This window comes from Paraburkholderia tropica (genome assembly GCF_914484835.1).
GTDB classification, from domain to species: Bacteria; Pseudomonadota; Gammaproteobacteria; order Burkholderiales; family Burkholderiaceae; genus Paraburkholderia; species Paraburkholderia tropica_A.
This window is the reverse complement of the sequence record NZ_CAJZAR010000101.1, coordinates 220692-235994: the sequence shown is the minus strand read 5'-3', so window position 1 is coordinate 235994 and position 15303 is coordinate 220692. Positions and strand designations below refer to the sequence as shown.

Annotated in this window: 14 protein-coding genes and 1 pseudogene; 7 read left to right on the top strand and 8 right to left on the bottom strand. The window is 64.1% G+C overall.

Annotated features, from left to right (window positions below):
- Window positions 1–372: 372 nt before the first annotated feature.
- Window positions 373–1491 (top strand): serine hydrolase domain-containing protein, encoded by a 1119-nt coding sequence (locus LDO54_RS36585; RefSeq protein ID WP_436975766.1) that lies wholly within the window; start codon window positions 373–375, stop codon window positions 1489–1491.
- 9 nt (window positions 1492–1500) lie between these two features.
- On the opposite strand, the gene LDO54_RS36580 is transcribed toward LDO54_RS36585, so the two are convergent.
- On the bottom strand, window positions 1501–2253 hold the full coding sequence (locus LDO54_RS36580) for an SDR family NAD(P)-dependent oxidoreductase (RefSeq protein ID WP_224017645.1): 753 nt from the start codon (window positions 2251–2253) through the stop codon (window positions 1501–1503).
- Between the two features lie 172 nt (window positions 2254–2425).
- Between LDO54_RS36580 and LDO54_RS36575 the strand changes: the two genes are divergently transcribed.
- Both LDO54_RS36575 and LDO54_RS36570 read left to right on the top strand, forming a co-directional pair.
- Window positions 2426–3145, top strand: coding sequence for an IclR family transcriptional regulator (locus LDO54_RS36575; RefSeq protein WP_224017841.1), 720 nt, complete (start codon window positions 2426–2428; stop codon window positions 3143–3145).
- 4 nt (window positions 3146–3149) lie between these two features.
- Window positions 3150–3384, top strand: a pseudogene (locus LDO54_RS36570) (thiamine pyrophosphate-binding protein); the annotation flags it as partial.
- Between the two features lie 60 nt (window positions 3385–3444).
- Here the strand turns inward: LDO54_RS36570 and LDO54_RS36565 are convergent.
- From LDO54_RS36565 to LDO54_RS36550, 4 genes are all read right to left on the bottom strand, one after another.
- The gene (locus LDO54_RS36565) at window positions 3445–4047 is read right to left on the bottom strand and encodes a hypothetical protein (RefSeq protein ID WP_224017643.1); all 603 of its coding nucleotides are present in this window, start codon (window positions 4045–4047) and stop codon (window positions 3445–3447) included.
- A gap of 67 nt (window positions 4048–4114) precedes the next feature.
- Entirely contained in the window at window positions 4115–4627 is a 513-nt protein-coding gene (locus tag LDO54_RS36560; RefSeq protein WP_224017641.1) for a PRC-barrel domain-containing protein, read from the bottom strand.
- 519 nt (window positions 4628–5146) lie between these two features.
- Window positions 5147–6319: a lysozyme inhibitor LprI family protein gene (locus LDO54_RS36555; RefSeq protein WP_224017639.1), complete on the bottom strand. Its 1173-nt coding sequence runs from the start codon at window positions 6317–6319 to the stop codon at window positions 5147–5149.
- Window positions 6320–6470: 151 nt separating this feature from the next.
- On the bottom strand, window positions 6471–7391 hold the full coding sequence (locus LDO54_RS36550) for a proline dehydrogenase family protein (RefSeq protein WP_224017630.1): 921 nt from the start codon (window positions 7389–7391) through the stop codon (window positions 6471–6473).
- A gap of 823 nt (window positions 7392–8214) precedes the next feature.
- Here LDO54_RS36550 and LDO54_RS36545 point away from each other — a divergent pair.
- The 3 genes from LDO54_RS36545 to LDO54_RS36535 all read left to right on the top strand — a co-directional run bounded on the left by LDO54_RS36545 (window position 8215) and on the right by LDO54_RS36535 (window position 11301).
- The gene (locus tag LDO54_RS36545) at window positions 8215–9168 is read left to right on the top strand and encodes a chemotaxis protein (protein ID WP_224017628.1); all 954 of its coding nucleotides are present in this window, start codon (window positions 8215–8217) and stop codon (window positions 9166–9168) included.
- Between the two features lie 32 nt (window positions 9169–9200).
- Entirely contained in the window at window positions 9201–10901 is a 1701-nt protein-coding gene (locus LDO54_RS36540; RefSeq protein WP_224017626.1) for a methyl-accepting chemotaxis protein, read from the top strand.
- A 94-nt stretch (window positions 10902–10995) separates the two neighbouring features.
- A complete protein-coding gene (locus LDO54_RS36535) occupies window positions 10996–11301 on the top strand; it encodes a hypothetical protein (RefSeq protein ID WP_224017624.1) in 306 nt (101 codons plus the stop codon).
- Window positions 11302–11437: 136 nt separating this feature from the next.
- Here LDO54_RS36535 and LDO54_RS36530 read toward each other — a convergent pair whose 3' ends face one another.
- The 3 genes from LDO54_RS36530 to LDO54_RS36520 all read right to left on the bottom strand — a co-directional run bounded on the left by LDO54_RS36530 (window position 11438) and on the right by LDO54_RS36520 (window position 14271).
- Entirely contained in the window at window positions 11438–12229 is a 792-nt protein-coding gene (locus LDO54_RS36530; protein WP_224017622.1) for an MHYT domain-containing protein, read from the bottom strand.
- Window positions 12230–12550: 321 nt separating this feature from the next.
- A complete protein-coding gene (locus LDO54_RS36525; RefSeq protein ID WP_224017620.1) occupies window positions 12551–13741 on the bottom strand; it encodes an MFS transporter in 1191 nt (396 codons plus the stop codon).
- Entirely contained in the window at window positions 13738–14271 is a 534-nt protein-coding gene (locus tag LDO54_RS36520; protein ID WP_224017618.1) for a MarR family transcriptional regulator, read from the bottom strand. Before LDO54_RS36520 ends, LDO54_RS36525 begins: the two co-directional genes overlap by 4 nt.
- On the opposite strand from LDO54_RS36520, the gene LDO54_RS36515 reads away from it, so the two are divergent.
- On the top strand, window positions 14258–15259 hold the full coding sequence (locus tag LDO54_RS36515) for a gluconate 2-dehydrogenase subunit 3 family protein (protein WP_224017616.1): 1002 nt from the start codon (window positions 14258–14260) through the stop codon (window positions 15257–15259). The genes LDO54_RS36520 and LDO54_RS36515 overlap by 14 nt on opposite strands.
- The last annotated feature ends 44 nt before the right edge of the window (window positions 15260–15303 follow it).

Sequence of the window (15303 nt, the reverse complement as noted above, 5' to 3'; positions counted from 1 at the left end):
TGCGAATCAGCGTGGATTGGCGCGAGCCAGGGCAACCGCGATGTCATGCCTGATGGCTATGCCGCTATGCCCGATGCGCACTTGACGATGCAGGCCGCGTCTTTCAAAGTCATCCGATCGCGCAGATTCGCGTGCAAATCAACGCATGAAATCGGAGACAGCACAGATATGAAACGCTTTGGTTCACGTCCGCATGGCGCGCTGCTCGCGTGGGTATTCAGCGCGGCGAGCGCATGCTCGCTGATGGCTCACGCGCAAACCCCACGCGACACGGAAGCCTCAGCGAACGGCAACGCGGCAGTTAGCGCACAAACTCAAGCCCGGACACAAGCTCAAACACCTACGCTGCGCTGGCGTCTGAGCAACACGCGCATGCTGATTCCCACCGCGAATCTCGAACGCGCGCGCGAACCGCTCGCGCTGCCCGCTGGCGAGCAAATCGATCCCGATGCCATCGTGTTCAACGTCGACGGCACGACGCTCACGCTCAGCGACTATCTGCGCCGCACGGAGACGGATGGCTTTATCGTCGTGCGCGATGGGCGGATCGTGATGGAGCGTTACTTCGACGGCTTCGGTCCGCACCAGACGCATATGTGGGCGTCGATGACGAAATCGGTGACCGGCCTGCTTGCCGCGCAACTGATCGTCGCGGGCAAACTCGCGCCGCAAGCGCCGCTCTCGACGTATGTACCCGAACTGGCGGGCACGCCGTTCGGCGACGCCACGCTCCAGCAGAATCTCGACATGGAAGTGCCCGTGCGCTATCCGGCCGCGCTGCCGCCGGACCTCGGACTGTTCGCGGCGGTGGGTTTCGTGCCGCGCGCGAGCGGTGCGCCCGACAGCATCCACGGCTTTCTGAAAGTCGCGTTGCCGTCGCCCGACGCGCGCGCGGGCGAGCGCTGGTACTACCAGAACGGCTCGCCCGAAGCGGTTGCGTGGGCGATCCGTCGCGTGAGCGGCGAGTCGTGGAGCGCGCTGGCGTCGCGATCGATCTGGAGCAAGCTCGCCGACGATGGCGCCGATATCGTCGTCGACCGCACCGGCACGGAAATGGCGAGCGGCGGCCTCAACACCACGCTGCGCGACGCAGCGCGTTTCGGCGAACTCGTGCGGACGAGCGCGGCTGGCGACGACACGCGCTTTCCTTCGCGCGCCACGCGTCTCGCCTTGCAGCCGGCTTCGAACGCCGCGGCCTTCGCGAGGGGCAATCTCGCGCCGGGCCGTCCGGGCTACAGCTATCGCGACTACTGGTATCAACTGAACGACGGCCACGGCAGCTTCGCCGCGAGCGGCCGCTTCGGCCAGGCGATCGTGATCGATCCGCGCGCGCGCCTCACGGTCGTCAAGTTTTCGTCGTCGCCCGATCAGGCCGCGCGGCCGACCAGCGCCGCGGGCGGCGCGATCGAGCACGCGCCGCTTGACACGGCCGACGCCCTGCATCGCGCCGTCATGGCGATCGCGAAGGCGGCGCAAGGCAACGCGCACTGATGCACTGATCTAGAACTGCACGCCCTGGGTGAGCCCGCCATCGACGAGAAAGTTGGTGCCCGTCGTAAAGCTCGCCGCGCGGCTCGCGAGAAACACCGTCGCGTTCGCGACTTCGTCCGGCCTGGCCATGCGTCCCATCGGATTCGCGGCCAGGCACTGCGCGAACGTTTCCGGCTCGTTGCGCTCGATCGATCCCCACACGCCGTCCGCGAAATACACGTTGCCTGGCGACACCGTATTCACGCGGATGCCTTCCTTCGCATGGCGCGCGGAGAGCGTCTTCCCGTAGTGGATCAACGCGGCCTTGAGCACGCCATAAGGCTCGGCGAAACGATCGACCTCGCGGCCCGACACGCTCGAAATCAGCACGACCGACGCCGCCGCCGAATCGCGTAGAAACGGCAGGGCGGCATTGAAGAAACTCACCGTGCCGAGCAGATCGGTTTCGAACGCGGTGCGCCACGTCGCGAGTTCGCCGCCGCCCGCGAGCGCGCTCACATTCGGCACGATGATGTCGATGCCGCCCATCTTCGCCGCGCTCGCCTCGACCCAGGCGTCGACTTCAACGGGATCGGTCACGTCGACGGCCTCGCCGAACACGCGCTCACCGAGCGCCGCCTCGGTGTCGCGCACGCCCGCCGCGCCGCGCGCACAAAATCCCACGCGCGCGCCTTCCGCGACGAACGCTTCGACAATCGCGCGCCCGATGCCGCGCGAGCCGCCGCTGACCAATACCTTCGCACCCGCCAAACCGAGTTCCATTTCCGGCTCCTTGCCATTCAGATTCGAGCGGGTACTATAAGCAGCCCCGGCGGCAGGCCGTGACCGGCGTGCGTCGAATTAGTGCGAAGTTCGCCATGGCCGAATTTTTGCGGCGAGTGGAGTGTGCGAGCCGCTGCCGGCAGCAATCTGGAGAAGTCGAGGGAACGTGAATATGGAACATGAGGCGCGATCAATTCAGTCGGTCCAACGGGCCATGCGCCTGCTCGAAGCGCTCAGCGAACTGGGCGGATCGGCGCGACTGGGCGAACTCGCCGACGCGGTCGGTCTGAGCAAAAGCACCGTCCACGGCGTGCTCGATACGCTGGTCGAAATGGGCTATGTCACACGTGAGCGGACGCGCTATGCGCTGGGCCATCGCCTGGAATCGACGGCGCGTCCGGTCCGAGCGCAAAGCGACACGCTGCGCAAATCGTTCGCACCGGCATTGCGCGCCTTCAACGAAATGTGCGGCGAAAACTGCTTTCTCACGGTGCCGGGCGGCACGCGCGCGTATCTCATTCTCGATGCGCTCGATGGCGACGGACGCGCGTTGAGCCTGCCCGCCGACGCGCGTCGCGATGCGTTGATTACCTCGGCGGCGGGCAAGATTTTCCTCGCCAACGATCCGGTGCTTGCGGGCCGCTTGCGCGGCGCGCGGCGCATTTCGTCCGACCTTGAAGCGGAACTGGCGACGATCGGCGCGGAAGGCTTCGCGGTCGATATGGAAGCCTCCGAGCGCGATCTGAATTGCGTCGCACTGCCGCTGCGGGTGCGCGGGAAAGTCGTGGCGGCGCTCAGCGCGGGCGGCCCCGCCACGCGGCTCAATCCGGCCTTCATGCGCCGCCTCGCGAAGCGCTCGATGCGCGATCTGTTCAACCTGATCAAGTGCTGAGTCGATGCGGTTGAGCGGCTATCCCGGCGACCGCATTAACGGCCCGTTCGGGGCCTTGCGGCGTGCCACGGGAAAATGGACTGAGTACAGGCACGTCAGAAGGAAATGGCCGCGTTCATGGCGAGCGCTTGTGCGAAGTTCAGCGGCAGGCTCGGCGTCTGCATCGCATGTCGGGGCGGGGTGCCGCACCTCTGCTGACGGAGCTCGACGAAGCGCGGCTCGATCACATGCCCGTGCTCGATCAGGCCCGCCATTTCGCCACCGATCCGGGCGGCGGATAGCGTCGGTTTGGGCCGCCATCAGGATGCGGAGAAAGCGACGGGAACGCGCCATGCGTGCCCGACAGGCATGATCGACTCGGGAGCCTCATGATGAAGCCGTCCAACGAATCCTCCCACCACGACGAAACCGAACTCGTCGGCGAAATTCACGAGCCCGTACACAAGGCGCCGCGAACGCCGGATGAAGCCGATCGGCCCGCGCGTGGCGGCAAGCCCGCGCGCGGCGCGCCCGGCAGCTTCGATCAACCCGAACCGAATCCCGATGTGATGCCGCGCGAAGGCGGCCCGCATCCCGAGCAGACCGACGAGGTGCCGCTCGGATCGGGCGCGGAAGGGCTGCCGTCCGGCGCACGAGGTCACAATAGCGCGCCGGTGCGCAGAAAGCCCGGCTAACGATGCGCCGACGACGCGCGGGTTTTCGCAGCCGCGCGGGTTTTCGCGGCCTTCTTCGCCGCGGCCGAGCGGCTTGCGGCCGGACGGCGCGCCGCCGCAGTCTTCGCCTGCTTCGACACTGCGGCCGGCGAGCTTTCCTTCTTCAACGCCGCGGCGCTCGCCTGCGCGCGCTTTGTCTTCGACCCGGTGCTCGCCGACGATGCGCGCAGGCGACCCTTGGCCGAACACTAACCGGCGAAGCGCGCGGCCAGCACCTTGCGCCAGCCGACACGCAATGGGAGCGCCGCGAGCGCAATCAGAGCTTCACGCTGCCGGCTTCGGGCGGTTCCGGCGGTTCGTCGTAGGGCGCGCCCGATTCGATACGCCGCTCTTGCGCGAGCGGATCATTGAGCCAGTGCGGCTCGGCATGATAGTACTCGTGCACTTGCGTGGCCCAGCCGATATCGGCCATCGACGGCCAGTGATCCTTGTCGAAGCCCGGCGCGTTCTTGACGTGCTCGGCGGTGACATTGAGCAGAAAGCACTTCTGCGTGGTATCGAGCGTGAGCGCGCCCCACGGCAGAGCCAGCAGCTTGTCGCCGATACCGAGAAAACCGCCGCTCGACAGCACGGCGTAGGCGATCCGGCCGCGCTGCACGTCGACCATGACATCCTTGATCTTGCCGATATCTTCATTGTCCGAACTCACCACGCGATTCCCTTCGAGCGTGTGGGCGGCCATGACGTCGGGGCCGGGACCAGCGGCGGTCTCGCTGCCTTTGCCGATGATGCGTGCGCCGGTTTGAGGGGATTGCGAGCTGAGTGCCATGATGGCCTCCTTGGAGAGTGTTGGGTGGTGCGGCCTGAACGATTGAGCAAACCGCGAGCCCACGGCATACATTGATACGGAATCCTGATAAGTTGATGTGCGCGAGAGAGTGCGTTCATCGCGGCGCTTTGTCGACGCCCAGTTGATTGCGCACGTTCGCCACGCCGTCTATGCCTTCGACGATGCGGGCCGCCGTTTCTTTCTGCGCGCGCCGCGCTACCGCCGCGCAGGATCGTTGCGGCTCAGGCGCAGTATCCCGAAGCGCGCATCAACCCGCGTGAGACCGCGCTTGGCGATCCTTCGGCGTCGAAGCGCGCACGGAGTTGCGCGTCCGCTCGACGCGTCACGCCACGGTGCATCGCGACGATGAGCGCACACAGCGCGACCAGAAACATCGGTATGGAAAGCATGCTGTTCTCCGCTGAAAAGTGAAAAGACGACGGATGTAAACAGCATGCGCATAGTTCGCGCCCGCAAGCGGGGCGCTAGCGGGCGACCGTCAAAGCCCGTCGAGGCCGCTTAACTGCCCGATGCTTCGAGCGAATCGCCCGCGAGTCCGATCCAGCCGTTGACCCAACCGAAAACGATCGCGCGCGCCGCCTGCTGCGCTTCCTGCTCGGTCAAGCCGCGCTGCGTGTGCAGCCATTGCGCGGTCGCCGCGAGCGCGTCGGGCAACGCTTTCAACGCGGCCTGGCGCTGCGCATTGGGCCAGTCTTTGTTGTCGGTCCATCGACGCAGCTCGTTGCTGGGATCGTTCGCGTCTTTGCGCAGGGCGGGCTTGAGGAAGTCGCGTGGCGACAGCGTCGCGCGCAGCCTCAGCACGGCGAAGCTCGCGTACGACGCGTAACGGATCGTGCCGCCTTGTGTGCCGATGGCTTCCATCAAGGGACCGAACGCGTCGTCGAGACGCTTCCAGGCGGGCTGCTCGAACAGATTGCCGGTCGGCTGGCAGACCGGCGCGCTGCCGTCGCGGGTCGATCCGTACAGCGGGCCCATCGCGTCGTAAGCCGCATCGCCCTGACGTGCGAAGACGAAGCAATGCACGTAGGGACGGTCGCCGCCATAGTCCGCGCGCTCGATCTGCATGCGCAGCAGCGTCAACACCTTTTGGTCGCGACTGGTCTTCGGATCTTTTTCGACATCCGCGAGCACCGATTGCGAGAATTCGTCATCGGACAATGCTGCGACGGCCAATTTCTGGCGCGCCTGCGCTTCCGCCGCCGATACGCCCGACGACGGCTCGAACTGATGAAGATAAACAAGCCACGCGGAGGCGAGACCGCCGCGATACGCGCGAAGACGCGTGGCGGCGTCGGCTGGCTTCGACGGGATCTCGGCAATCGCGCTGTCGAGCGCCTTCGATCCGCCGTTGCCAAGCGCCTGCAGTGCCGTCATGCGGCGCTCCATGCTGCTCTTGAGGCAATCGCGTGCTCCCGCAGCCTGCGCCGCGCACGCATCGCGCTCGCGCAACCAGTTGCGTTGCACGCTGCGTGCAGTCGCCGCTTCATCGGCGGGCAGGTTGCCGAGCGTTTCTCGGTATTGCTGCGCGAGTTGTTCATCGAGCGCGTTCAACGAGGAATCCGCGCAGATCGCTTTTTCAACGCTCGACGCGGCCTTTTCGCAATCGAACGACGCGGCGTAAGTGTGAGTCGTGCACAGCAGCATCGCCATCGCGGCGATCGGGTATTTCATGTCGAACAATCCCGTGTTAATGAGGCGATGGAGCCGTGTCATGCAAGGAACATCGCCGGGCGATAGGAATGGGGTAGTTTAATTCACGGCAGGGCGCGATTCGAAGTGGCCGACGTTGAGCCGGCCACTTCCACAAGTACGGCTTTAACGGTTAGCGCGCCCGCCTGCTGGAAAGCAACGCCGAGAGAATATAGCCGGCAATACGCGGATTTTCCTTGATTCGCCGCGTGCTATAGCCATACCAATCCTGACCGTAAGGCACGTAGACGCGGACATTGAATCCCTGCGCCAGCAACGCGTCGCGCTGCTTTTCGCATACACCCAGCAACATCTGAAATTCGAATCGCGAGCGGTCAATGCGCTCGTCTTCCAGCCAACGCGTCAGCATGTCGATCAATGGCGCATCGTGCGTGGCAATACCCACGAAACATCCGGCTCGCAGGGCATTCGATACATGCCGGATGAAATGCGGATTGATCGCGGCTCGATTTTTCGATGCGCCATCCACAAGATGTTCGGCGGCCTCGGCGTAAATCCCTTTGCAAATCCGCATGCGGCTCTGGCGCGCCTGTAGCGTAACAATATCGTCGTCGGTACGTTTCAAATAGGCTTGCAGCGCGATGCCGACTGGATAGCCGTTTGCTTCGAATGCCGCGAAAGCGTCGAGCGCTTTCTGTGTGCAGCGAATGTCTTCCATGTCGATGCAGGCACGGATTCCGTGCGTTGCCGCCGCGCGCAGAATCAGGGCAACGCGCGCCATGCACGCGGGTTCGTCGAGATGTAGTCCGAGCGCGGTCAGTTTGATCGACAGTTCGGCGGTTTCATTGTCGGCGCACAGCGCCTCGATCAGATGAAGATAATCGCGGGCCATCGACTCCGCCTGAGCGGTGGACGTTGCGGTTTCGCCCAGCACGTCGATGGTGGTGCGAAAGCCCTCTGCGTGGAGCGCGTGGATGCGCGTGCGCGCATCGTCGAGCGACGCGCCGGCGATATAGCGGCGCGAAATCTTCTGAATCAGCGAACGCGGAACGAGCGGGATGGCGCGGGCCGCCATCGTATTGAGAATACGCATGTTGTGGTCTCGTGAAAACGCAATCGCTTGAATCTCGATACGAACGATTCATTCAAGCGATATCACCGGACTGTCGTTCACGACAGGTCCGGGACGAATGCCCTGGTGGATGCAGTCACTGCATCGACTCAGGCTTTCAGTGCGCTTTCGCGGGAGGCCAGGCAGCTGCGTACATGGTTCGCGTGAGGTGTTGTGTGAGTTGTCGGCTGACGACGAGTACGTTTTACAGCAGCGCGAATCCTAGCATGAACGCGTGTGGAAAGAACAGGAACAAGGGTTGGATCGCGCGTGAGCAGGGCGCTAAATCGGGCGCCGCAGAAAGTCGGCTTAAGGTTCCCTTAAGGTTGGTCGTAATACATTACGCGCCGATTTGTACCGGGTTGTACCAATTGGTTAATCACGTCGTCCCTCACATTCCCCGCCGTCGTTTTCATCCGCGAAAATTCACGGCTTGTGCTGGCTAGCATCCAGTGCCTCTTATCGCGCTTGCATGTCGATCAGCAGACATGAAGCCATAACTTTCGCAGAACTTCGGCTGCCGCTCTGGGCGGCCTTTTTTTTGAGCGCGCGACGCCGTCACGCGGACCGTCGCGCTGAAAAAATGACCGCACGTTCGTGATGTTTTGCCGTTAAAACAAGCGCAAATAGTGGGTAAAGTCGGCAAGAAAGCTGCCGTTAACTTGCAGAGATCGGACGCAACGTTAAACGGAGCCCAAGCTCCACGTGCGGCGATTCAGATGCGCCATTGATCAGAGGATTAACGGAGACATTCCTGGTCCGAGAACAGCGCTGCATAATCGATTCATATAGTCAGGATTACAAAATGAAGGGCGACCAGCTCGGTATCGACGAACGAACGACCCTCACGAGCAGCAACCGCCTCGAACTTCTGCTGTTCAGGCTGGGCGCGCCGCAACGTGGCAACGTCCGCGGCCTCTATGCGATCAACGTGTTCAAGATTCGCGAAATCGCAACGATGCCGGAACTGACGCCCATCGCGGGCTCTCCGAGTCATCTCGCAGGCGCCGTCGATGTTCGCGGCCAGATCATTCCCGTTGTCGACATTGCTTCGATCATCGGTTCGGTGAGCGACCGCCCGCCGGGCATTCTGCTGGTGACCGAGTTTTCGCGCGGCACGCAGGCTTTTGCCGTCGACGAAGTCGAGGACATCGTCCGGCTCGAATGGTCGAACGTGCTCAGCGCGGAGTCGAGCGGAACGACCGGTTATGTCACGGGCGTCGCGCGCATCGAAGCCAGCGATGGGAGCACGCGTCTCGCGCAGTTGCTCGACGTGGAGCAGATCATGCGCGACGCGTTCCCTCAGCAGCATACGGACGTGACCTCGGACGCGGTCGGCGGCGCGGTGCAGCTTGCGGGCGGCCGGATTCTCGCAGCCGACGATTCGGGCTTCGCGCGCGCGCTGATCGGGCAGGCGCTCACGGCGCTGGAAGTGCCGCACATGCTCGCCAACAACGGCCAGGCCGCGTGGGATCTGCTGCAACGGATGGCGGACGAGGCGCAAAGCGAAGGCGTGCCGGTCAGGGACAAGGTCTCGCTCGTCATCACCGATCTGGAAATGCCGGAGATGGACGGCTTCATGCTGACCCGCAAGATCAAGGGCGACGCGCGCCTCAAGCACGTGCCGGTCATCATCCATTCGTCGCTGTCCGGCAGCGCCAACGAGGCGCACGCGCACAAGGCCGGCGCCAACGGCTATATCGCGAAGTTCGCCCCCGCCGAACTCTCCGCGGCGATTCGCAAGGCACTCGCAGCCTGAGCATTACTCACTGATTTAGCAATCGACTCATCATGTTGAACAATCTTCGAATTGGTTCCCGGCTCGCGCTCGGATTTGGCTTGTCCATGCTGCTGGTTTTCCTGCTTGGCGTGGTGTCGCTGTGGCAGATGAAACACGTCTATGCCGGGGCCGAGGACCTGGCGGAAAACTGGCTGCCGAGCGTGCAGGCGCTCGGGGCTGTCGATATGGCGGCCAACAGCGTGCGCCGTCTGTCGCTGCGCGCGCTGATCGAAACAAGCGATAGCGGTGTGCGCGAACAAAAGCGTCTGCACGACGAAGCCGTCGCGCAGTTCTCGAAACGCCTCGACGACTACCGGAAGATGATCTCGTCGGATCAGGAAGCGGCGCTTGCACGAGACATCGACGCGCAATGGAAAACGTATCTCGATGCCGATAATCGTTTGATCGACTACGCGATGAACGGTGCGGGCGCGTCGGCTGACGCGCGCGCGCTGGCGCTGGGACCGGCTTCCGTCGCGTTCACGGCGCTCGGCAAGGCGATCAGCGACGACAAGGCGTTGAATGCTCAAGGCGGCCAGGACGCACGCGCGTCGGCGCAGGCCGATTATCATTTCGCGCTGCTAACGACGTGGGTGACGGTCATCGTCGCGCTGATCTGCGGGGCGAGCGCTGCGTGGCTCATCACGCGCTCGATCACGATTCCGGTGGCGAAGGCCGTGCATATGGCGGAGACCGTTGCGCAAGGAGATCTGACCGGTGAACTCGCAGTGGAAGGCCGCGACGAGGCGGCGCGACTGCTGCAGGCGCTCAGCGAAATGAACCGCAAGCTGGGCTCGATCGTCACGCGTGTGCGGGAAAGCGCGGACGGCATTGCCACCGCGTCCGGCGAAATCGCCGCCGGCAATATCGACTTGAGCCAGCGCACCGAGGAGCAGGCCGCTTCGTTGCAGGAATCCGCGGCGAGCATGGAAGAACTGACTTCCACCGTGCGGCAGAACGCCGAAAATGCGGCGCAAGGCGATCGTCTCGCGGCGGGTGCATCGGAAGTCGCGATCAAGGGCGGCGAAGTCGTGGGCCGCGTGGTCGAAACGATGGGCCATATCACGAACAGCGCCGAGAAAATGGCCGACATTATTTCGGTCATCGAAGGCATTGCGTTTCAGACCAATATTCTCGCGCTGAACGCGGCGGTCGAGGCCGCGCGTGCGGGCGAGCAAGGCCGCGGTTTCGCGGTGGTGGCGGGCGAGGTGCGCTCGCTCGCGCAGCGCAGCGCGGCCGCCGCGCGCGAAATCAAGGGATTGATCGACGACTCCGTCGGCACCGTCAAGCGCGGCGGCGAACTGGTCTCGGAAGCTGGATCGACGATCCGCGAAGTGGTGACGTCGGTGCGTCGCGTCACCGATCTCATGGGCGAGATTTCGTCGGCGTCGAATGAGCAGCATAAGGGCATCGAGCAGGTGAACCAGGCGGTCACGCAGATGGACGAAGTCACGCAGCAAAATGCGGCGCTCGTCGAGCAGGCGGCCGCGGCGGCGCAGTCCATGGCGGGGCAGGCGGCCACGTTGAAAGAACTCGTAAGTTTCTTCCGCGTTTCGTCGGCTCAACAGGAGGCTGCGCCGGTGCAGATCGCCCAGCGCCGGGCCGCGCCGGTCGCGCGAACGCCCGCGCCGAAGCGCGCCGTGCGCCCCACGCCGCAACCGGTTGTCGAGCGCGCCGCCGAGCGCAATGACAAGGAGTGGGAGACTTTCTAAAGTTCGATCGCGCGCTGCCGTTAATCGGAGGCACGATCCCTCCTGGATCCCTGCTGTTGACCGGCGGTTTTTGTTCCGACGTATAAGGAGTTTCATGGTTACCCCCGCAGTGTCGTTTCCCCGTTCAGTCGGCGCTTCCACGCGCATTGCGTGTGCCGACGGCGCCGTCGCCCATGTGTTCATGGTCGATGCCACGGTGCCGCTTTTCAATGTGGTGTGCGGGCCGCTGAAGTTTCTCGCGAGCCGCGAGCAGGTCGAGTCTCAGGTGGCGCGCGTCGCGGGCGGCAAGATGCCGGCGCCCGATTGGGAGTGGGTGCTCGACACGGGCTTCGACACGTCGGTCGACGGCGCGGCGAGCAAGCAATGGAAGATGAAGCCGATCGGCGGCGACGCCGCCTGATGGGCCTCGGGTGAAGCCCGCCGCGTTGTGCAGACGCGGCGGGCTTTGCTTTTTTCTTTCGCTTATCCGCGCCTCTTGCTATACGCGTCGGTCTTTATCACTTCGACGCGGCGAACTGCGCGCAATGAGCGCGTAATCAGCGAGCCGGATGACGCCGATTGACGTGGCTGTCGATAATCGCATCGGCCAGCGCGCGCGCTTTCGCGCTCTGCCGCGCGTCGAGCATCGCAATGACGATGGACGCCGCGAAGATCAGCAAACTGAACGTCACGACGATGCCCGCGAGCCACGGCACCGGCATATTGCGCAGATCGGAAACCGAATAGCTTCCGGCTTCGAAATGCGCGGCGGCCATGCCGCAATAGTGCATGCCGCAGACGGCGACACCCATCACGACCGCCGAACCGGCCTGTCGCGCGCGCCGCATCGCGCTGCGGCGGCGCAGGTCGAACGCGAGCAACAGCGCCGTGCCGCTCGCGATAATGGCGATGATTACCGAAGCGATCACCAGGCCGATCGTGTAGTGAATGGCCGGGCAGATATCCATGGCCTGCATGCCGAGATAATGCATGCCCGCCACGCCGATGCCCATCGCCACGGCGGCGCCCGTCAATAGCGGCCAGCTCAGTTCGTATCGGCACAACGGCAGAAAGCCGATGGCGGATGCAACGATGGCAATCAGCAGCGAGGCGAACGTAATGGGAAGGTTGTAGCCGACGGCAATCGGCAAATGAAACGCGAGCATGGCGATGAAATGCATCGACCAGATGCCGAGCCCCATGATGCAGCCGCCGAACGCGATCCACGGTAAAAGCGGGCGCTTGCCGATGACATCGAGGCGATCGGAGATATCCAATGCCGTGAACGACGCAAAGATCGCGAGCAGGCAGGAGAGCACGACAAGCGAGGGATCGTAGTAGCCGGTCATTTGGTTTCGACTCGTGAGAACGACAGGTGGCGAGACCTGATCAGGACGCGAATATGGCTTCCCCGGGCGTCCGTTTCGCTTTAAGAATGGCGTCGAGTATAGCGAGAAACGTTTGCGCGCAATACCGGGGCAGAACCCGAATAGAGCCTGTTCGAAACGATTGGGAATGATTTGAAGCGGCTGGAAAAGAATGCGCAATGAGCGCTTGATTGCCTCGTTTAATCGAGGGTCGGAAAATTTCAATGCGGCGATATGTGAATCGCATTAAAAGAATGCGTGAAGCATGAATGCCGCGATGCTGCGCGAAGCGATGAAGCCGTGCTAGTTCGCGGGCGAAGGCGCGTTGCTCTGCCGCCGGCCTTCGAAAATGCCGAGCGTGAAAACGGCCAGCATTCCGCTCGCGATGGCGAGCGGCCAGAGCAGCACGTCGTTGCCGAGGCGTTCCATCGCCGCGCCCGCGATCATCGGCCCGGCGATCGAACTGCCCGTGAACGCGAGCGACACCCGGCGCATGTTGCGGATCAGCGCGGCCTTTTCGCCGCGCGCGGCCGCGTACATGCCGAGCGTGATGAAGGCGCTGTTCATGCCGCCCGCGAGAAAGGCGCTCGCCGGAAACAGCCACGTTGTCGGCGCGGCGAGCGCGAACGCGGCCAGCGCGAGCGTGCTTGTCATCGCGCAGAGGACGACGGTCTTGCCGAGACCCGCGCGATCGGCCAGCCATCCGACCGGAAATTGCAGCGCCATGCCGCCGAGACCGAGACACGACAGCAGCACGGTGGTCTGCGTGCTGTTCATGCCGCGCGCGGCGGCGTAGAGCGGAAAGAGGCCGTAGAGCGCGCCGTCGCTGATGCCGCCCACGGCGACCACCACCATGCCGAGCGCGACGAGCGCGCTGATCGGGGCGAAGCGCGTCTCGTTGTGCGCGGGCGTCTCGCACACCGCCGCCGTGGCGGGCGCGCCGGACGCGGTCAGCCACAGCGGAATCGCCGCGGCCAAGGTGAAGCCGAGACCCGCGACGATGGTCACGCGGCCGTCCGCGCCGCACCACGCGGCCAGTGCGGGCGCCACGACGCCCGCCGCCGCGATCAGGGTCTCGTGCACGCCGACCACGCGGCCGCTCAGCGCTTCGGGCACGAGGCCGTAAAGCCAGGATTCGTTGGCGATCCAGCGCAGGCCGATGCCGAGTCCCATCAGCATGCCGGGCACGATCCAGAGCGGCCACGCGAGCCAGGGCACCGACGCGAACGCGGCCAGGCTCGCCGCGAGGCCGAGCGAGACCGTGCGTTTTGCGCCGAGGCGCGCGACCAGCGCGGGCGCGGCCATCAATCCCGCGAGCATGCCGGCCCATTGCGACGCCGCGAACAACCCGGCGCGCTGCGCGTCGAGCCCCTGATGCGCGAGCCAGACCGGCAGCACGATGAAGCCCACGCCGAACTGGCCGATCTGCGCGAGCGTCGAGACGGCGGTCAGCGCCGCAATCGCGGGCCAGCGCACCGCGGGCGCGGCTTTCACTGCGCGCTCCTGGCGGGCATCGGCAGGCCGTTTTCGCGGCATTCGATCGGGCAACCCGCTTCGAGGCACGGCCCGTCGTCGCAGAAACGGCAGAGCTGCATCGCCTGCGCCGCGTCGCGCGTCTCGTGCCAGAGCAGCTTGATCAGCAGCGCTTCGAGCACCTTGCGCTCGCCTTCGTCGAGATGGCCGACGATGCGCGTGAGCATGGCGTCGCGCGCGTGCTGAAGGCGCGCGACTTCGCGCTGTCCGGCGTCGGTGAGCGCGAGGGCGACGGAGCGTTTGTCGATGCCGGGACGCTTTTCCACGAGATCGGCGTCGGCCAGCGCGGCGACGGCGCGCACGGCCGCCGGATGCGAGAGCGCGACGGCGTCGCGCAGCAGTTCGATCGACGCGTCGGGATATTGGCCGATGGCGTTCAGCATCGCCCGCGCGGTCGGGCCGGCGAGCGCCGGCACGGTGTCGAGCGCGTGCATCTCGTCCATCACGAGCACGGCGAGCGCGCCGAGCAGATTTTCCGTGCGCTGGGTCATACGCCTCCCGATACATGCAGATTGCACATATGCAGTCTGCACATGTTCGAAGCGGAATGCAAGCGGCAACGCAAAACCCGCAAATGCCCGTCTGCAAAAGGGGTATGACCAGATTTGCACATTTCGTATTGATGTACGACAACTTTGTGGTATGGTCGCGATCCCAAATACTGAGGCGATGACCGATGCCCTGCTGTGTAGCGGCTTTCGAGCGTCGGCAATCCGCCCAGACCACCCCCGACTCTCGCGACAGTTGAATCAATCGACCATGTTGTCTGACATTTCGACCTCAAGACGTAAATTCCTCATGACGGCCGTGCTCGCGCTGCCGACCATGGGCGTGTTCGTCAACACCATGAGCGCCGCCGAAGCCGCCGAAATGGCCGCGCCGGATCTGAAAACCTATCGCCCGGTGTTCTTTTCCGCCGATGAATGGGCGTTCATGCTCGCGGCCTGCGACCGGCTGATTCCCGCCGACGGACGCGGTCCCGGCGCGCTCGAAACCAATGTGCCGGTGTTTATCGATCAGCAGATGCATGGCGATTTCGGCCACGAGATTTATCTGCAAGGGCCGTTCAATACGCAGGCGCCGAAAGAACTCGGTTATCAGCTGCCGTATACGCCGCAGCAGATTTATCAGCGCGGTATCAAGCTGACCGACGCGTATTGCCGCCAGAAATATCAAAAGCGTTTCAGCGCACTCGACGCCGCCACTCAGGACGTCGTGCTGAAAGCGCTGCAAGACAACGAGATTCACTTTGCCGACGGCGGCGAAAGCGCGCTCAAGGCCAGCCAGTTTTTCGGCGAAATGATCTCCGATTCGAAAAACGGCTATCTCTCCGATCCGATGTACGGCGGCAATAAAGGCATGAAAGCCTGGATCGCCATTGGTTTTCCCGGAGCCCGGGCGAGCTTCCTCGAATGGGTCTCGCAGCACAACGTGAAATATCCGCTCGGGCCGGTGAGCCTGAACGGACTTCGCGCTTGAGCGCAGACCCGACGCGCATTACGTCGCGCGACACATCGCGTATT

Coding starts and splice junctions, on each gene's coding strand:
- LDO54_RS36585 (WP_436975766.1), top strand. CDS start 373: ATGCTGATTCCCACCGCGAATCTCGAACGCGCGCGCGAACCGCTCGCG.
- LDO54_RS36580 (WP_224017645.1), bottom strand. CDS start 2,253: ATGGAACTCGGTTTGGCGGGTGCGAAGGTATTGGTCAGCGGCGGCTCG.
- LDO54_RS36575 (WP_224017841.1), top strand. CDS start 2,426: ATGGAACATGAGGCGCGATCAATTCAGTCGGTCCAACGGGCCATGCGC.
- LDO54_RS36560 (WP_224017641.1), bottom strand. CDS start 4,627: ATGGCACTCAGCTCGCAATCCCCTCAAACCGGCGCACGCATCATCGGC.
- LDO54_RS36555 (WP_224017639.1), bottom strand. CDS start 6,319: ATGAAATACCCGATCGCCGCGATGGCGATGCTGCTGTGCACGACTCAC.
- LDO54_RS36550 (WP_224017630.1), bottom strand. CDS start 7,391: ATGCGTATTCTCAATACGATGGCGGCCCGCGCCATCCCGCTCGTTCCG.
- LDO54_RS36545 (WP_224017628.1), top strand. CDS start 8,215: ATGAAGGGCGACCAGCTCGGTATCGACGAACGAACGACCCTCACGAGC.
- LDO54_RS36540 (WP_224017626.1), top strand. CDS start 9,201: ATGTTGAACAATCTTCGAATTGGTTCCCGGCTCGCGCTCGGATTTGGC.
- LDO54_RS36535 (WP_224017624.1), top strand. CDS start 10,996: ATGGTTACCCCCGCAGTGTCGTTTCCCCGTTCAGTCGGCGCTTCCACG.
- LDO54_RS36530 (WP_224017622.1), bottom strand. CDS start 12,229: ATGACCGGCTACTACGATCCCTCGCTTGTCGTGCTCTCCTGCCTGCTC.
- LDO54_RS36520 (WP_224017618.1), bottom strand. CDS start 14,271: ATGACCCAGCGCACGGAAAATCTGCTCGGCGCGCTCGCCGTGCTCGTG.